Genomic DNA, 15,892 nt, shown 5'->3' with positions numbered 1-15,892 from the left:
CTTCCCTTCCACCGTCACTCCCATGGAGACAGCTGTGCCGAGAACTTCTTTGACAGCAGCTTTAAGCGAGTAAGCAAGCATCTGCCTCTTTTTTATCTTCGCTATCTTTATCACTTGGTCGAGCTTTAGATCTCCGACGATCTCTCTTTTGGTTGCTGAAGAACCTTTTTCTATGCCCAACTCCTTTTTTATCAGAGCGCTTACGGGAGGAACACCGACTTCTATCTCGAAGCTCCTGTCCTCGTGGACTATTATCTTCACAGGCACTGGCAACCCGTCGAATTCCTTTGTTGCTTCGTTTATCTTGTCAACTACTTGCTTTACGTTAAGTCCAAGAGGACCAATTGCTGGACCTAAGGGTGGACCGGGAGTTGCTTTTCCGCCCGGAACCAAAACCTCGACAGTCTGAACAGCCATATCACTCCACCTCCTCTTTCTTGTCAACAACTCTTACATGATCAGCCTTAACCGTGATCGGGATCGAAACGACCGCTTCAATAAGTTCAACCGTTATTTCATTCCTCGCCTCGTCGACTCTCTTAACAACAGCCAGCTCACCCTTGAAAGGACCGGAAATGATTTCAACAGTATATCCTTCTTTTATCTGCTCGGCAGCCTTTCTTGGGGTTAGGAAGTGTTCGATCTCGTTGAATGAAACCTCACCTCTTACAAGCCCTTTCACGTGGGGGACTCCTCTAATCGACTTTACGAGGTCTTCCGTGCTTTCTGCTTCGACGATAACATAGCCTTTGAGCTCTTTCGGAGCGAGAATGGAGTAAACGTTAGCTTTGTTTTTCTTAGCTACCATCGACATCATATTAGCCACGAGCCTTTCCTGATTTGCCGTGGTTTTCACAACAAAAAATCTGCTCATCTCAACGCCCCCGGAAGGACATCCATGAGAAGGTAGATCACGAAACCTATGAAGCCCACGATGAACATTACAGCCACAGCTACCTTCGTGGTCGTCCAGAACTCCTCTTTATCCGGCTTCCTTGTCATTTTGAGGATGTTTATGTACTCTCTGATAGTGTTGCTTAGCATAGAAAATTGAAGGGGTTGAATTGTTTTTAAGCTTTACTTCACGAAATCGATTCCAAACCTCTTTACCGGTGGAGCGCCCTTTCTTCCGAGAATCTGAGGCGATTTAACTCCGGTTACTATTATCAGAGTCCTTATAGTTCCCTCAAGTTCCGGATCTACCATAGCCCCCCAGATGATCCTTGCATCCGGATCCACTTTGGTGTAGATTTCCTCAACTATTTTCTCCGCCTCCTCTATGGTCATATCCGGACCGCCGGTGACGTTAACTAAAGCGGCTTTCGCTCCGGTTATGTCCACATCAAGAAGCGGGCTCTTTAAAGCCTTTCTAACGCTCTCCAGAGCCTTGTCCTCTCCGCTTGCCTCTCCAAGTCCAATCATCGCCACTCCGCCCTTCTCCATCACAGTTCTCACATCGGCGAAGTCTAAATTGACGAGAGCGGGCTTGGTAATCAGTTCCGTTATTCCCTTCACAGCCCTCATTAAAATTTCGTCGGCGACTTTGAAAGCCAGATTTATCGGATAATTCGGAACGACATCAAGCAATCTGTCGTTTGGGATGACAATTACTGTGTCGCTGTGTTCTCTCAGCCTCTCCAATCCCGCTTCCGCATTGGACATTCTCACTGCTCCTTCCACCGTGAAGGGCAAGGTAACGACGGATATTGTTAAAGCTCCAGCCTCTTGAGCAGCTTCAGCTACAACCGGAGCAGCTCCAGTTCCAGTTCCACCACCAAGTCCGCAGGTGATGAAAACCATATCTGCTCCTTCTACAATCTTCCTTATGTCCTCCTCGTTCTCTCTTGCCGCCTCCTCTCCTATCTGGGGCAGACTTCCAGCTCCAAGTCCGCGAGTCTTCTTCTTACCTATCAACAACCTCCTATGAGCTTTCGTGTAATATAGATGCTGAACGTCGGTGTTTATCGCTATTAGCTCAGCTCCGTCAATTCCCTCCTCGTAGAGTCTCGTTATCGTGTTGCAACCGCTTCCCCCAACACCGATAACCTTTATTACTGTCTTTAATTCGTGCAGCAACTGAAGAATTTCCTCCTCAACGTTTTCTGCAACCTCTTTTTCTTTTGCAGACCTTTCGAGAGCGCTCTTAATAATTGATTCCATATTTAACCTCCTCTCAGGTTTTTACTTAGTCTTTCCCAAAACACTATTTAAACTTTTGTTTGAGAATCAAGTTAATGATCATCGAAGGGAAAATTTTGCTTTCAGACAGACTCGTCGAAGCTGGAATTTTAATCGAAAACGGGATTATAAAAGAGATAAGGAAGGATCTTTCGGGGAAGAAGCTTAAGGGTTTAATCATGCCGGCTGGGATAGATTCTCACGTTCACCTGAGAGATTTTGAAGAGAGCCACAAGGAGAGCATAGATACCGGAACTCTTGCGGCGTTAAACGGAGGAATTTGCTTGGTGGTCGATCAGCCGAACACGAAGCCTCCGATAGAAAGCTACGAAACTTATTTGAAGAGGGTTAAGGAGGCTGAGAAAAAGTGTTGGGTCGATTACTCATTAAACCTTGCTCTAACGAGGAAAAATGCTGAGAGGATAAGAGAGATTTTCGAGGGGTTGAAGAAGGAGGGATACAATCCGAGAATCGGTGAGGTTTTCCTCCAGCACGAGAGCTTGGAAGTTGGTTACGAAGAAATAGGGAAGGCTAAAGATTTACCGCTGAACATTCACGCGGAAGATCCGGAATTCGTTCTGGGAAACGAGATTCCTAATTTTCTTTACAGAAAGAGGGAGGCTGAAATAGTGGCTGTTGAAAAATGCGTGAAAATTGGGGAATTTTATTTCTGCCACATTTCAACGAAAGAGGCTTTTGAAATTATAAAAAGGGAGGGAGGTTTGGCAGAAGTCACACCCCATCATTTACTCTTCAGCGAAAGGGATTACGAAAGGCTTGGAAATTTCGTGAACGTAAACCCTCCTTTGAGGAGCGAAGAGGACAGAAATTTTCTTCTTGAAAATTTCGACAAAATAGACGTTCTCGCTTCCGACCACGCCCCCCATTTAACTGAGGAGAAAGAGAAGGGTGCGAGTGGATATCCGGGAGTCGAGACGATGTATCCGGTGATGATGGGGTTGGTTTTTAAGGGGGTGATAAACGTTTTCCATCTCACCGATAAAATAGCTAAAAATCCGGCGAAAATATACGGATTCGAAAGGTACGGGGAAATAAAGGAGGGAAACTACGCGAACTTTGCAGTTTTTGACATTTCGGAACTTCAGAAAGTAAAATTAGAGCATCTCCACAGCAAATGCGGATGGACGCCCTACGAGAACTTTCCAGCAGTATTTCCCCATACAGTTATTATAAGAGGGGAATTCGTTAAGCAGAAAGGAGAAATTCTTGATGGAAGGATAGGAAGGGTTTATAGAGTATGATAGAGCTTCCTTTGGCTTTACTCTTTGAAGCCATTAAATCCGAACCTCCGGAAAAAGTTCATCCGAGCGTTGCTTTCGGAAAGTTGATGGGGTTTTTCTATTCAATTTTTCCGAAAACGAAACTTTTCGGCTTCGCTTCTTTAATGATCGTCGTCGCTTTCGCTTTTTTTCTTTCAACTCTTCCGAACCATCTTCCCTCTCCGGCAAGGGAAATTCTTGCGGCTTACCTTCTCTATTCCTCCATTTCCATCAGAAGCATGGTAGAGCACGCAAGAAATTGCCTGCGGAATGGAAGGATTGTTAGAGAGGAGGTTGCGAAGATCGTCAGCAGAGATGTCTCGTCTCTTAACGATTCCAAACTTTCTTCGGCGGTAATAGAAAGCGTGGCTGAAAACTTTGTCGACGGAGTTTTGGCTCCCCTTCTTTACTACGCCTTATTCGGGATTGGGGGAGCTTTGATTTACAGAGCCGTTAACATTTGCGATGCTATGGTAGGTTACAAAGATGAGAAGTTCAAAGACTTCGGTTATTTTTCAGCTAAACTCGACGATCTTCTTAATTTTGTTCCTTCAAGAATTTCTCCGCTGCTGTACTCTCCGAAAGTTGTGAACTGCGCTTTTAAGAAGAATCCAAAGCTCAACGGACATTCCATAGCCGCTATGGCTTGCTATTTAAAGTTAAAGCTCACGAAGGTTGGAAGCTACGTAATAGATGCCGGAAGAGAGCCGGAAATTGGAGATGTGAACAGAAGCTTGAGGGTCTTCATAAGATTGTCAGCAGAGGCAGTACTGCTGTCAGCAGTGCTGCGATTAGCAAGTACTTATACGTTTTGAGCATTGAGCTTTTGAAATAATCGGCGGTTAAAACGTAGCAAAGGTGAAGCGGAGAGATCATAACTCCGAGGAAACCGTAGAGGAATGTTATGAGAACTCTGTCGTAATAAATACTGCCGACTCCGGTGAAGGGTGTGAGGAGGGGTAGAGCTATGGAGGAGTAGCTCATTTCGATTCCCGTGGAAAAAGCTACAAGGAATGAGAGCAAAGCTGCCGCAACGTACGGATTTACGTAACCTTCTATTTCGGTTAGAAATCTTTCTGCTATTCCGTAAGTTTCGAGAATCCTCTTGTAGAGCATGACCGAAAAAACGAGTAGGAGGATCTTCCAGTCGATGGTTTCTCTCAATATTCCCGGAATTTTATTAAGCTTTCTCGCATGAATGGCAAGGACGAAGTTTACGATTAGAAGAGAAATTAGGAGGTCGATCCTTAAGATTAGTGTTAGGAATGCGAGTAGGAAAATCGGGTAGAGGTAGAACAAGTTCGAGTTGTTAGCTTTTTTTCTTTCGAGCCTTCCCTTTCCGAGGAGGAGAAAGCCTGAGAGAGTCGAGAATATAAAAATTGGATAAGTGGATTTGGCAAGGTTAACATAATCCACTTCGAGAATACCGAGCCCTATTATGACGTTCGGGTAAAGGGGCCATATGGTAACCCAGACGTGTCTGAACCAGTAATTAACGAATGTGGCTTTTTCACCGGGTATTTTAAACTTTTTTACGATATCTCCGAGCATTATCGCTGAGATCAAAGCACCTCCGGGCATTGGAAGCAAGCCAATGAGCATCGGAATGATAGCCAAGCTGTAGTAGCCGAAGTTCGAAAGCATGAACTCAGTAATTTTTTCAAGAAAACCGTAGGTTTTCATGCTGTAGCCAAGGGTAAAAGCTAAAACGACTGTCGCTATTAACTTCCACACGCTCCAATCGAGCAGGTTGGCTGTCACATCTGTAAAGGGGTTTCCGCCGTTTAATATCGAGAGTGTCAAAGCTCCAGCTAATACTGCAATGCTTATGTTGTACCTTATCAGAGCGAATGTTACAATCAAAGAGATCGCAAGCGTTTCCAGAGTCACTTTCAGGCGAAAAACTGTGCGGAATATAAAGCTTATATTATTATCCTCGCCAGTGTGTAAGCTAAGAGTGGATTGAGGAACATCAAGAAAAAGAAGAGGTACATAGCCTTCTCTCCAACGTCTTTAAAAGCCCTTTCAAGATCTTCGAAAAACTCTCTTCCCATCACCTTAATTCTGAAATTTTCGACCATAATTTTTGGATTTGCTTTTTCGAAACTCGCATTCTCCAGAACATTCTTTAAAAATTCGAAAACGAATTTTTCTTCCTCTCCCACTGCTTTATAGCTCTTCCTTGGCGACACACCTGTTTTCTCGTGATTGTCTGTTGAGAGGATGTCGGCATCGTATCCCCTCTCCTTGAAAATCTTTAGCAACTCATTTCTCACACGGCAAGAAACGTTGTTTGAGTCGAAAACGATAATAGCGTGTTTTTCACCGGAATAGTTCAGAAGTAATACCGCTACTTTACTGCATATGGATTCGGTCTCAACGAAGAGCTCGTCGTAGTAGTAAAAAAGCTCAACCTCTTCACTTTCCCTAACTTCGAAAAGTTCCTCGATTTCGAGAATGTCTTCGACTCCCAACTCCTTTCCGTGACAGCTGTGGGAGTCTATCAAAATGCAGTTTTTATAAGCTTTCTCAGCAACCGTTTGAAGCTCGAAGGGTAAATCGTCCATGTAATTCCTGCCATGAACGATCACCAAGTTGAAGTCTGAGAGAGGATAAACCTTAACCCAGAATCTCTTTCCTTCAATTCTGTAAGGCTTTTTAGCTTTTACGTCCTCGTAGTTTTCTTTGTCAACGAGTTTTTCCATTTCTTTCACCGAAACTGGATTTTCAGAGTGCATAGAGGCTGCGTGAAGAAAAACGTTCTTTTTCTTCGACATTACTCTTTTTACGAGCTTACTTCCCCCGAGATTTCTCAGAGGTCCCGGATGGATGTTTGCTGCATGCAAAACCACATCTCCAATTTTCACCTTTACGTACTTCCCTTCAAAGTCCTTGGAGTACTTTTCGAACTCCTTTTCAAGCTCCTCTTCATCGTTTGTAAGCCAGTACCAGAGGAATTTTTTGAAAAGAGGTAGAATTTCGACTCTTCCAAATTTTTTGTCAAGGTATTTTAAGAAGAGGAAGGACATTCCGACTCCAGCCAGAGATGTTATGAGGTAGGCTAAAAATCTGTGATTCGCTTGGTAGGAAAATAAGAATGCTGCGGGATATACGAGGAGGAGTATTGCGAGGGGAGCGAAGAAGTTGAACCTCTTTGAGGTGAAGAAAAGAACGGTGGAGATTATAAAGGCTGAAGAAGCGGGAGCGACGACGATAATCTCCTCGTTTCCAGTTTGAACAGCTAAGAAATCAAAGAACTCCGTGAAAATTAAAAAGAAGAGAGCTAAAAAGAAAAGTCTCCTTGAGTTGAAAGCCGAAACCAAAAACCTTGAGACGAGCATGAGAGAGATCAGAATTGAAAGCCCCACAAAAAAGTACCTTTCGACGAAGAATATTTTACTTGACGTTCCGTTCAAGTAGGAAGCTATGACTATCGTGACGAGGGCGATGGTGACGGTAATCCTCTTTTTCGGAACTGAAAATACCTTAGTGTAAAACTTTTCGAGCAGTTCTGGATCGATCATTTGTTGATGAAAAGAGAGATAAGACTTAAATATTTCGGGTGAGTTTTATTTTTATCAAAGTTAAAATCTGTAAATATACGAGTACTGACGATAGATTTATAAACATAATTTTGTGTCTCACAAAGTGTTCTGAAGTCAGTAACGTTAAATGATGAAAATGGAGCTGAACCTGATGAGGAGCGCCTCCACAGACTTGAAAAGGGAGCATGTTGAAATTTTAAAAGCGATCCTCAACGCTTATCCCCATCCAGCTTTTGTCGTCGATCAGAATTTTACGATTATAGACGTGAATGAGAAGTTCGTTGAAAATTTTGAAAACGCTATAGGGGAGAAGTGCTATAAAGTGGTGCATAACCTTGACGCACCGGCTTTGGAATGTCCCGTGAAGGAGTCCATTTCGAAGGGGTTCGTCGGAATTGAAAGGGAGGTTTATCTGAAGGAAGAGGGCAGATGGTACGAGTACTGTGCATATCCATTTAAAGTCGGAAATCGATGGTTGTTCGTCGTTGTAATGCGGGATATAACGAGCAAAAAGCTCAGAGAGGAGATGGAGGAAGACAGACTGAAGTTCTTAGCTGGAGCGAACGAAATTTTACAGTTTGTCGGGAAAATGATAAGGCACGATGTAATAAATCAGCTGAACTCGATAATTTCCGCTCTTGAGATTAAAGATGAGCTTGGAGATGAGAAGTTCGTGAAAATAGTGAGGAGTGCTGCAGAGAGGGGTGTGGACATTTTAAAGAAAACGAAAGACATAGAGAAGTTTTTCAGAATGAAGAAAATAAGCGTCAGGAAGGTTGTTGAAAACGTATCAAAAGAGTTTAACGTTGATATAGAAGTGATTGGAGACTGCGAAGTATGGGCGAGTGAAGCTTTGGGATCGGTTTTTGAAAACCTATTCTCTAACTCGATAAAGCACGGAAAAGCTACAAAAATTACCGTGGAGATGAAGTGTTCCGAGGAATGGTGCGAGATCGTAGTTTCGGATAACGGAACAGGAATTCCGGAGGAGATCAGGGAGAAAATATTCGAGGAGGGTTTCAGTTACGGGGTTAGCGGTGGTACCGGAATTGGATTGTTCATAACGAAGCACATCGTAGAGATGTGCGGGGGAGAAATAAAGCTCCTTGACAACTCCGATGGTGCACGGTTTTTGATAAAGCTTAGAAGAGCGAACAAGTGTTCCCAAAAGAATTAGTCTCTATTTTAAACTTTTCACGTGCGGAAAGTGATGTAGATATATATATATAGAAAAATATATTATTTCGAATTTTATACTATTTCTGAAGAAAAATTTAAATTCCGAGCGGTAAAGAAATTCTACTAAAAATTTTTGGAGGAATTATTATGACAAATCTGGAATCAACACGAGTAACCCTCCCTATTCTGGGGGTTATTATTGTCGATTCCAGTTACAACGTTATCTTTTGGAATAAAACGGCGGAAAACCTCTTTAATACGAAAATGGAAGATGTTCTTGGGAAAAACTTGAAAACCGTTTTCGAGAACATCGGTGCGGGAGAATTATTCGATGTGATATTTAAAGGCGAGAAGATGGCTGAAGTAAAAGTAGGTTCAAAAAGTTTGCAAGTCTTTGCTTTTTCGGAAAAGGTTAAAGTAAGGGGAGAGGAGTACTTGGTGATATTTATCGAGGAAATAACTGAAGAAATGAGAAAGGAGAGACTTCGCGAACTAATCGTGAACAACGTTAGAGATGTCATCGCTCTTGTTGACTTTGATGGAAAAATCCACTACGTGTCCCCCTCTCTAACGTTCGTTCTCGGCTACAACGTGGAAGAGGTTGTTGAAAAAAGCGTTTTTGAGTTCGTCCATCCAGAAGATCTCACGGCAGTGAAGAAAATTTTTCAAGAAATAGTAAATAAGGGGGTTGGTAAAGCTATCTGTAGAGTTAAAAGGAAGGATGGAGAGTACGTATGGATTGAGGCGGTAGGGAAAGTTATCTCCTTCGAAGAGAGAATCGGAATAATATCTGCGAGAGATGTAACGGAGACGGTAACCCTCGAAAACCTTTTGAGGGTCATAAACAACGTTGGGAAAGTGATAGTCCACGCAAAAGACAGGGAAAGTTTGCTCAACAACGTTTGTAATGAACTTACGATGTTTTTCCCGGCGGTTTCCATATGGCTGAGAGAGGAGGGATTGGTTAAAAACTGCGGAAAAGATTTTGAAATTTGCAATTTCGCTGAAAAGGTTGCGAAAGAGGGAGAGACAGTATTCGAAACGTGCGAAGTCTGCGGAAAAGTAAAAGCGGCGTTTCCAATGATTGCTGACGGTGAACTCAAGGGCGTTTTGGTAACTTGTCTCGACCGAACGCAGAAGCTTGACGAGGAGGAATTGCAGATGCTTGATGTGTTGGCTAACGACATAGCTTTTGCGATAAAAGCACTTGAACTTGAGGAGGCGAAAAGAAAGGCGTACAGACAGATTGAGGACAACATTTACAAATTTGCAATTCTTGTCGATGAGATAAAAAATCCGCTCATGGCAATATTGGGGCTTGCTGAAGAAAAAGTGGAGGACGAAGAGGTTAGAAGAAAAATAATTGAGCAGGTGGAAAGGATAAAAAACATCGTCAAAAAGCTTGACGAAGGTTGGCTCGAATCGGAGAAGGTTAGGGAATTCCTGAGGCGCTATCTCTGAAATCGGAATTTTTAAATATCCTTGAGTCAACTCTACATCTGATGAAGAAAATGGTTACTGTGGTTTTAATTTTGCTTTTAATCGCAAATGTCTCTGCCAGACCGGAATACATGAAAGATTTCAAAAACTTCAGCGACAAAGTTAAGAAGTGCACGTTATGTCACGTCCAAAGCTCGGGGTACGGAGGACTAAATCCTTTCGGCAGGGACTACGCTCAGATAGGGAGCTTAACCCCGGAGTTGATGCAGCTCGACAGCGACGGGGACAGATTTTCAAATATAGAGGAGTTGCTCAACGGAACGATGCCGGGAGATAAAAACTCCTATCCGGGAAAGAAAGCTCCTGGATTTACCTCTCTTCTTCTATTAGCAATAATAATTTTGTATTTGATGAAGAGAAAGTCTTAAATACCTTTTTTACAGTAGTTGAAAAATAGGTGGCAGCATGAAAATAGCGGTGATGATCCTCACTGCACTGCTAATATCTCCCGTTTCAGCTCAAATAAGCGGGAAAAGCGTTGAGGAGTTAATCTACTGTCCATGCGGATGTGGAGAAATTCTTGCAAACTGCCACTGTGAAACCGCAACGGAAGTAAAGAAGGACATTCAGGGAAAAATTCTTGCTGGTTCCAAGCCGGAAGATGTTTTGAGTGAATACGTGAAAATTTACGGGGCGAACATCCTCGTAAGGAATGAGGAGGTTGCGAGATCGAAAAGTGACGAAACTTTGTATCTTTACTTAGCCGGAATTGGTGTGACTGCTGCGATAGCTTACGCTATAGGGAAGTCTTCAAGGAAGTCTGAAGATTGGAAAGTTAAAAAGAGGTGAGGGAATGAATATTGGATACTTTTCAGTCTTTGCCGGGTTGGTGACTGCTGCGTTCTCCTTTTTAGCGTTTTACTTGGGAGTTAAAAATAAGAACTCGGAACTTTTAAGAAACGCAGAGAGAAGCGCTTACCTTTCAGCTCTCTTCACTTTTCTGGCTTCATTTATTCTCATCTACTACTTCCTCACGGACAATTTTAAAGTGGAGTACGTAGCTTCCTACTCAAGCAGAGCCCTTCCAGCGTTCTACAAATTCACCGCTTTCTGGGCGGGATCGGATGGCTCTCTTTTGCTCTGGGCAGCTATTCTTGCTGGATATTCCGTTGCCTTCTTAAGGCTTGAAAGGAAAGATGCCTTGACAGCTTTATCCATGGCGGGAATAATGGGTGTGCAAACTTTCTTCCTCCTCCTTCTTTCGACGGTCGCAAATCCCTTTGAGGAGCTGGACTTTTTCCCCCAAGACGGACTCGGTTTGAACCCTCTCCTTCAAACTCCGGAAATGGTAGCGCATCCGCCTACTTTGTTCATGGGATACGCTGGAGCTGCCGTAGTTTTCTCCTTAGCTATTGCTGGAGTTTACCTCGCCGAGGATAGATGGGTGATTAGAGGGAGGAAGTGGATCGTATTTACATGGATCTGGCTTACACAAGGAATTTTCTGGGGAGCGATATGGGCTTACAAAGTTCTCGGCTGGGGTGGATACTGGGCTTGGGATCCAGTTGAGAATTCTTCGCTACTTCCTTGGCTCACCCTCTCTGCTTTGATGCACAGCATTATGATTCAGGAAGCGAGGAGAGCCATGAAGCTCTGGAACATTCTGTTAGCTTTTGCAACCTTCGAATTCGTCATCCTCGGAACGTTCATAACGAGGAGCGGTGTTATAAGCAGCGTTCATGCTTTCGGGCAAAGCGGTTTAACTGCTCCCTTCGTTTCGTTCATGCTGGCAGTTCTTGTCTTAACTCTATGGCTGATTTATGAGAAGAGAGGATACATAAAAAGTGAGGACGTCGTTGAAAGTCCGGTATCGAAAGAAGCAACGTTCTTGTTCAACAATTTGATTCTTGTAGCCTCCGCTATGACCGTTTTCTGGGGAACGATATTCCCGCTGGTAAGTGAAGGGTTAACCGGTTATAAGGTAACGATAGGTCCTCCCTTCTACAATCAAGTCATAATGCCCCTTGCTATAGCTCTAATGATTCTCCTCGGCTTATGCATAGCCTTTCCTTGGAGGAGGAGTGCTGGAAAAGATCTTGCGAAAAAGCTTAAAGTTCCCTTCTTAGCTTTTTTGATCGCTCTTTCAGCGTCGCTTGCCCTCAAACTTAAAATTGAGATGGCTTTGGCTTTAGCGATTTTCTTCTTCTCTTTAACAACCCACATTCAGCAGTACATTCAAGATACGATCGCTTTTAGTAACGAGTACAAGAGTAAGAGCTACTTGAAGGTAATTTTGAGAAGAAGGAGGAGATATGGAGGGTATACTGTTCATCTTGGCTTATTGCTCGTTTTTGTTGGAGTAGCCGGAAGCGTTTACGATCAGACGTTTGAGAACGTAAAGCTTGAGTTAAACCAGCCGAAGAACTTCGGAGAGTATACGTTGGTGTACAGAGGACTGAAGTTCGAGGACACACCTCTCAAAACTGTTTGGACGGCTCAGGTGGAAGTTTGGAAGGGTGATACGCTATTGACCGTGTTAACTCCGGGTATAGAGGAGTACAAAACGAGGGGGAGGGAAGAGATAAGGAGAGTCGACATATACTCCGAGCCTCTTAAAGACCTTTACTTAATATTTAACGGTGGAGGAAAAGATTACATCTTCCTTGAAGTTAAAATCAATCCGCTCGTCAACCTCATATGGCTCGGTTGCTGGATAATGACCTTCGGCGGGATATTTGCGCTAATCCCAAGGAGTTTGGTTAGCAAGTACGTATTCAGCGAAAGAGGTGTCGCGGCATGAAAATTAGAAGTCTCATCTTCATTTTTTTCCTAATTTCAATCTCCTCAGCTTTAACGGTAGATGACGTTGAAAAAGACGTTATGTGCGTTTGCGGTTGTGGAAAGGTCCTTGAGAACTGTGAATGTGCCACAGCTGAAAGAATGAGGAAAGAAATAGGAGAGATGATTGCAAAAGGGATGACCAAGGAAGAAATAATATCGGAGCTACAGGCGACCTACGGTAAAGAAGTCCTCGTAAATCCTCCGAAAGAGGGAGTTTTTCTTGGTTTATGGTATTATCCGGTGGCGATTACAATAGCGGGAGTTTCGATAGTTTACGTTCTTCTCAAAAGAAGGGGAGGAAAGTGGTACGGAGACCCAGACGAGACGATTAACGTTGACGAGGAGTATTTGGAAAGATAGCTAAGTTTTTTATCCCTTCTTCTCAAGCTAAGAACATGCGCACAAAAGGTTACAAACTTCTGAACATTCTCTACGAATCTCTCGTTTTTGCGATGTCGGTAATCGTTCTGCTCCTTCTCATCGGTTACATATACTGGATTCTCACCCAGATTTACACTCTAATTCAAACTGGAAGTAAGGAGGTGTTCGACAAGATAGTGATTGAAATCCTGACCTTTCTCGTTTTGATAGAACTCGTGAGAATATTCACCGAGTACCTTGAATTTAGAAGGGTTAGACTTTACTTAATGGCTGAACTTGCGGCAATTTTCATCTTGAGGGAGATGTTCATAATTCTCTACACGAAAGAGTTCGACTGGCTTTCACTAATTGCTTTTTCCGTCCTTATACTTTCAGTTACTGCTGCGAGAACTCTTGCGATAATGTATTCTCCCCAGAGGAGGTAGCTATTCGAAACCGTTGAAGTACTTCTCCACGATTTTCTGAATTCCCTCGTGGAGGTGTTTATGGACCGTGCTTTTTGAGAGGTTTATAGCGTTGGCAATATCAACAAGCGTTGCTCTCCTTCTCTTATCAAAATATCCCATCTCGTAGGCGGTCTTTAAAACGTAATGCTGCTTTTCAGTAAGCTTAACTTTTTCCTCCAAGCTCCTTACTTCCAAAACTTCCCATCTCGCAAAGTTTTTGAGCTTTTCGTAAGCCATCTTCAACTGCCTCACGTCTGGGGCGTATACGGTGTAAATTTTACATCCGTTTTCAACTATTATTGGCGGTTTAACGAAGCAGTAAGAATCCTCGAAGGCTTTTATCCCAGTCGTGTCTTTTATAACCGCCAGAAAATCGAGATTCGTCTTAGTTTTTTCAAGAATTTGAAAGAACTTCGTGCTCTCGTGGGCTTCTATAACTTTAAAGCATTCGGAAAGGTCATCGACTTTCGAAATTCTTCCAAGAAACAAAGCTTCGTCATCGCTTAAAAGAATGTACTCAAGGAGTTCCATTGTGACTTTACCGTTTTCAGTAGCTTTTGCCAACGAGCACGTAGGCTGGGCAACTTTCACTTTTGCGATATACATAATGGGAAATATCCACCTCATTATATTTAGCGTTGGAGGTGGAAATATCCGTCGTTCATTGTTAAACTTGTTCGCCAGATAGTATATCTATTATCAAAAATAATATAATTTTGTGAATGCCATATGAGGGAAGTTTTGGAAAAAATGGTTGATGAGGCAATAGAAGCCCAGTGGGCTGATGTGAAAACTGTGGAGAAGAATAGAGGAGGAGAATTTTTGGTAGATGACGTGAAAGCGTACGTGGATGCCGTAAATAAAATGAAGGCTGTTGGAGAGCAAAGCGAAGCGGTAATAAGGTTGCACGTGGACTCGGTGAACTCCCACTACGAGATTTTGAGAAGTCTTACGAAGACGGTTTTGCCAGAGGACGATCCGTTTGTCGAGCATTACCAAACTCCGGCAATTCTGGAAATACTTTACGAGGAAGACGGAAAATTCAGGGAGAGCGTGGAGAAGTTTATAGAGGAGATAGGCAGAGCTGAGGCTTTGATAGGAAAGGAAGTTGTGAGGAGGTACGGTGGTTTTTACGGACCGACATGTGTTGTGGACTTCGCTCTTGTACCGGGAAGCACGAGTAACGTGGTAAATCAGATTCTAAAAGGAATGGACATTCCGAGGGAGCATAAGGAGACGATTTTAGCGGCAAAATCCTGGGCTATGAACACCTCCTACGGAATTGGAGACGTTTTCGCTAAAGAAATTGAAAGAGGAGCTACACTGAAAGAAGCTCTGGAAAAGGAGATTGAAATGCTGAAGTTCATCTACGACAAACCGACCGAAACTCAGGCATCTCTTATGGATAGCCTAAACCACGAAAGCTTCGACGTGAGGAAATACATGAGCGAGTACAAAAAGAGAATGGATGGAGCTGTAAAAGAGGCTTTGAGCGACGAGGTGCATTACGCAAACATCATAACGGTTCCAGCTTACTGTGTTGGAGACATAGCCCACCACATATCTCAATCAACTTACAACATGTGCAAGGACGATGTGGTGATGGCGGTCATAATTGCTGTCAGCGAGGTTATGGAAGCAAGCTTGAGGGAAAACCTGAGCAAATTTGAAAACGAGTTCCACCCGTTGTGGCTTGCTACTGGTTCAACAGCGGTCGCTACTGAGTACATTCTCGAACTGGATGGATTCACCGCTCCGATGATAGTGGATCTCCTCACTAAGAGATTCCACAACTTCGTGCAGCTCTACCCTTCTCGAGACGCTGCAGCTGAGCTGCACAACCACGACTTCATGGACATGATATACAGGGGATGGAAGCTTCTTGATAAAGCAATGAGAGCTAAGAACGGTAGTGGTGGCAAGTTAAAGGTTAAGGTGGGGAACTTCGAAGTAAACCTTGATCCAATCCATAAGAACGAAGTCCTTATGAATCCTCAACGCTACACGTATCCGGGCTGTGCGATAAGCGTGAGATTTTCCGCTTTAATGAGATTAGCCGACTATCCCTGCCTTCTCACAAGCGAACCGGTTACTGCTACAATGATGACAAACGTAATAGCTCTTCACAAAGACACGCCAAACGCTCCTGCAAGAAGGTGCAAGGATTGTGCTACAGCGGCAATGATTGATGTCAGACACCAATACTGCCAGTGGAAGGAGGCAGTCTAATCAAATTTTTTTGGGGTGGGAGATTTGAAGTGTTACATTTGTGCAGAGCAGGGAAAGGATAGGGAAGCTGTTGCGATTTGTATAGTTTGCGGAATGGGTGTTTGCATGGATCACTTGGTGAGGGAGGAAGTGGAGCTGTGGAGAGGGGATTATCCTTTCCCGGCTAGAAAGCTGAAAAAGCCAATTCCGAGGATTCTTTGCGTAATCTGCTACGAAGCTTACAGGGAGGGTTGAAATGAGTTTAGCCAAGAGGTTTGTGGCTGAGGTTGTGGGAACAGCCCTTTTAGTATTCTTCGGAGCGGGATCGGCTGTAATCACGTTGATGATTGCCAAAAACGCTCAAAAGCCCAACGAATTCAACATTGGCATAGGT

At 43.5% G+C, this 15,892-nt stretch carries 18 protein-coding genes and 1 pseudogene; 12 read left to right on the top strand and 7 right to left on the bottom strand.

Annotated features, from left to right (window positions below; all coding sequences use genetic code 11):
• The 4 genes from F7C14_RS05755 to ftsZ all read right to left on the bottom strand — a co-directional run.
• The coding region (locus tag F7C14_RS05755; RefSeq protein WP_290900774.1) for a 50S ribosomal protein L11 at window positions 1-417 on the bottom strand (417 nt) is incomplete at its 3' end.
• Between the two features lies 1 nt (window position 418).
• Window positions 419-874, bottom strand: coding sequence for a transcription elongation factor Spt5 (locus F7C14_RS05750; protein WP_012965846.1), 456 nt, complete (start codon window positions 872-874; stop codon window positions 419-421).
• Complete coding sequence (locus F7C14_RS05745) at window positions 871-1,044, bottom strand: protein translocase SEC61 complex subunit gamma (RefSeq protein WP_290900770.1); 174 nt, start codon at window positions 1,042-1,044, stop codon at window positions 871-873. The genes F7C14_RS05750 and F7C14_RS05745 overlap by 4 nt, the downstream gene beginning before the upstream one ends.
• A 33-nt stretch (window positions 1,045-1,077) precedes the next feature.
• On the bottom strand, window positions 1,078-2,160 hold the full coding sequence (gene ftsZ, locus F7C14_RS05740) for a cell division protein FtsZ (RefSeq protein WP_290900767.1): 1,083 nt from the start codon (window positions 2,158-2,160) through the stop codon (window positions 1,078-1,080).
• Window positions 2,161-2,234: 74 nt separating this feature from the next.
• Here ftsZ and F7C14_RS05735 point away from each other — a divergent pair, with 74 nt between their 5' ends.
• A complete protein-coding gene (locus tag F7C14_RS05735) occupies window positions 2,235-3,440 on the top strand; it encodes a dihydroorotase (protein ID WP_290900765.1) in 1,206 nt (401 codons plus the stop codon).
• A complete protein-coding gene (gene cbiB / locus F7C14_RS05730) occupies window positions 3,437-4,273 on the top strand; it encodes an adenosylcobinamide-phosphate synthase CbiB (RefSeq protein WP_290900763.1) in 837 nt (278 codons plus the stop codon). Before F7C14_RS05735 ends, cbiB begins: the two co-directional genes overlap by 4 nt.
• Here cbiB and F7C14_RS05725 read toward each other — a convergent pair.
• Both F7C14_RS05725 and F7C14_RS05720 read right to left on the bottom strand, forming a co-directional pair.
• Entirely contained in the window at window positions 4,203-5,348 is a 1,146-nt protein-coding gene (locus tag F7C14_RS05725) for a DUF401 family protein (RefSeq protein ID WP_290900761.1), read from the bottom strand. The two genes, cbiB and F7C14_RS05725, sit on opposite strands and share 71 nt — an antisense overlap.
• Window positions 5,349-5,380: 32 nt before the next feature.
• A complete protein-coding gene (locus F7C14_RS05720; protein ID WP_290900759.1) occupies window positions 5,381-6,982 on the bottom strand; it encodes a DUF2070 family protein in 1,602 nt (533 codons plus the stop codon).
• Between the two features lie 172 nt (window positions 6,983-7,154).
• On the opposite strand from F7C14_RS05720, the gene F7C14_RS05715 reads away from it, so the two are divergent.
• The 7 genes from F7C14_RS05715 (at window position 7,155) to F7C14_RS05685 (ending at window position 13,269) form a co-directional block, all read left to right on the top strand.
• The gene (locus tag F7C14_RS05715) at window positions 7,155-8,180 is read left to right on the top strand and encodes a PAS domain-containing sensor histidine kinase (protein ID WP_290900757.1); all 1,026 of its coding nucleotides are present in this window, start codon (window positions 7,155-7,157) and stop codon (window positions 8,178-8,180) included.
• Window positions 8,181-8,329: 149 nt separating this feature from the next.
• Window positions 8,330-9,643: a PAS domain S-box protein gene (locus F7C14_RS05710; RefSeq protein WP_290900755.1), complete on the top strand. Its 1,314-nt coding sequence runs from the start codon at window positions 8,330-8,332 to the stop codon at window positions 9,641-9,643.
• 41 nt (window positions 9,644-9,684) lie between these two features.
• Entirely contained in the window at window positions 9,685-10,050 is a 366-nt protein-coding gene (locus F7C14_RS05705; RefSeq protein ID WP_290900753.1) for a hypothetical protein, read from the top strand.
• Between the two features lie 37 nt (window positions 10,051-10,087).
• On the top strand, window positions 10,088-10,471 hold the full coding sequence (locus tag F7C14_RS05700; protein WP_290900751.1) for a cytochrome c-type biogenesis protein CcmH: 384 nt from the start codon (window positions 10,088-10,090) through the stop codon (window positions 10,469-10,471).
• 4 nt (window positions 10,472-10,475) lie between these two features.
• Window positions 10,476-12,422 (top strand): cytochrome c-type biogenesis CcmF C-terminal domain-containing protein, encoded by a 1,947-nt coding sequence (locus F7C14_RS05695; RefSeq protein ID WP_290900749.1) that lies wholly within the window; start codon window positions 10,476-10,478, stop codon window positions 12,420-12,422.
• The gene (locus F7C14_RS05690) at window positions 12,419-12,823 is read left to right on the top strand and encodes a cytochrome c-type biogenesis protein CcmH (RefSeq protein WP_290900747.1); all 405 of its coding nucleotides are present in this window, start codon (window positions 12,419-12,421) and stop codon (window positions 12,821-12,823) included. The genes F7C14_RS05695 and F7C14_RS05690 overlap by 4 nt, the downstream gene beginning before the upstream one ends.
• A gap of 35 nt (window positions 12,824-12,858) precedes the next feature.
• Window positions 12,859-13,269, top strand: coding sequence for a phosphate-starvation-inducible PsiE family protein (locus F7C14_RS05685; RefSeq protein ID WP_290900745.1), 411 nt, complete (start codon window positions 12,859-12,861; stop codon window positions 13,267-13,269).
• Here the strand turns inward: F7C14_RS05685 and F7C14_RS05680 are convergent, their stop codons facing one another.
• Window positions 13,270-13,896, bottom strand: coding sequence for a helix-turn-helix domain-containing protein (locus F7C14_RS05680; RefSeq protein WP_290900743.1), 627 nt, complete (start codon window positions 13,894-13,896; stop codon window positions 13,270-13,272). It abuts the gene before it with no gap.
• A 123-nt stretch (window positions 13,897-14,019) separates the two neighbouring features.
• Here F7C14_RS05680 and F7C14_RS05675 point away from each other — a divergent pair, with 123 nt between their 5' ends.
• From F7C14_RS05675 to F7C14_RS11115, 3 genes and pseudogenes are all read left to right on the top strand, one after another.
• Complete coding sequence (locus tag F7C14_RS05675) at window positions 14,020-15,519, top strand: DUF2193 domain-containing protein (RefSeq protein ID WP_290900741.1); 1,500 nt, start codon at window positions 14,020-14,022, stop codon at window positions 15,517-15,519.
• A 24-nt stretch (window positions 15,520-15,543) separates the two neighbouring features.
• Window positions 15,544-15,753 (top strand): DUF2180 family protein, encoded by a 210-nt coding sequence (locus F7C14_RS05670; protein ID WP_290900739.1) that lies wholly within the window; start codon window positions 15,544-15,546, stop codon window positions 15,751-15,753.
• A gap of 1 nt (window position 15,754) precedes the next feature.
• Window positions 15,755-15,892: pseudogene (locus F7C14_RS11115) on the top strand (aquaporin); the annotation flags it as partial.

Origin of the sequence: Ferroglobus sp. (assembly GCF_015521575.1) — an archaeon.
Taxonomy (GTDB): domain Archaea; phylum Halobacteriota; class Archaeoglobi; order Archaeoglobales; family Archaeoglobaceae; genus Ferroglobus.
The sequence above is the reverse complement of the archived record's forward strand: the minus strand, read 5'-3'. Positions and strand labels throughout refer to the sequence as shown.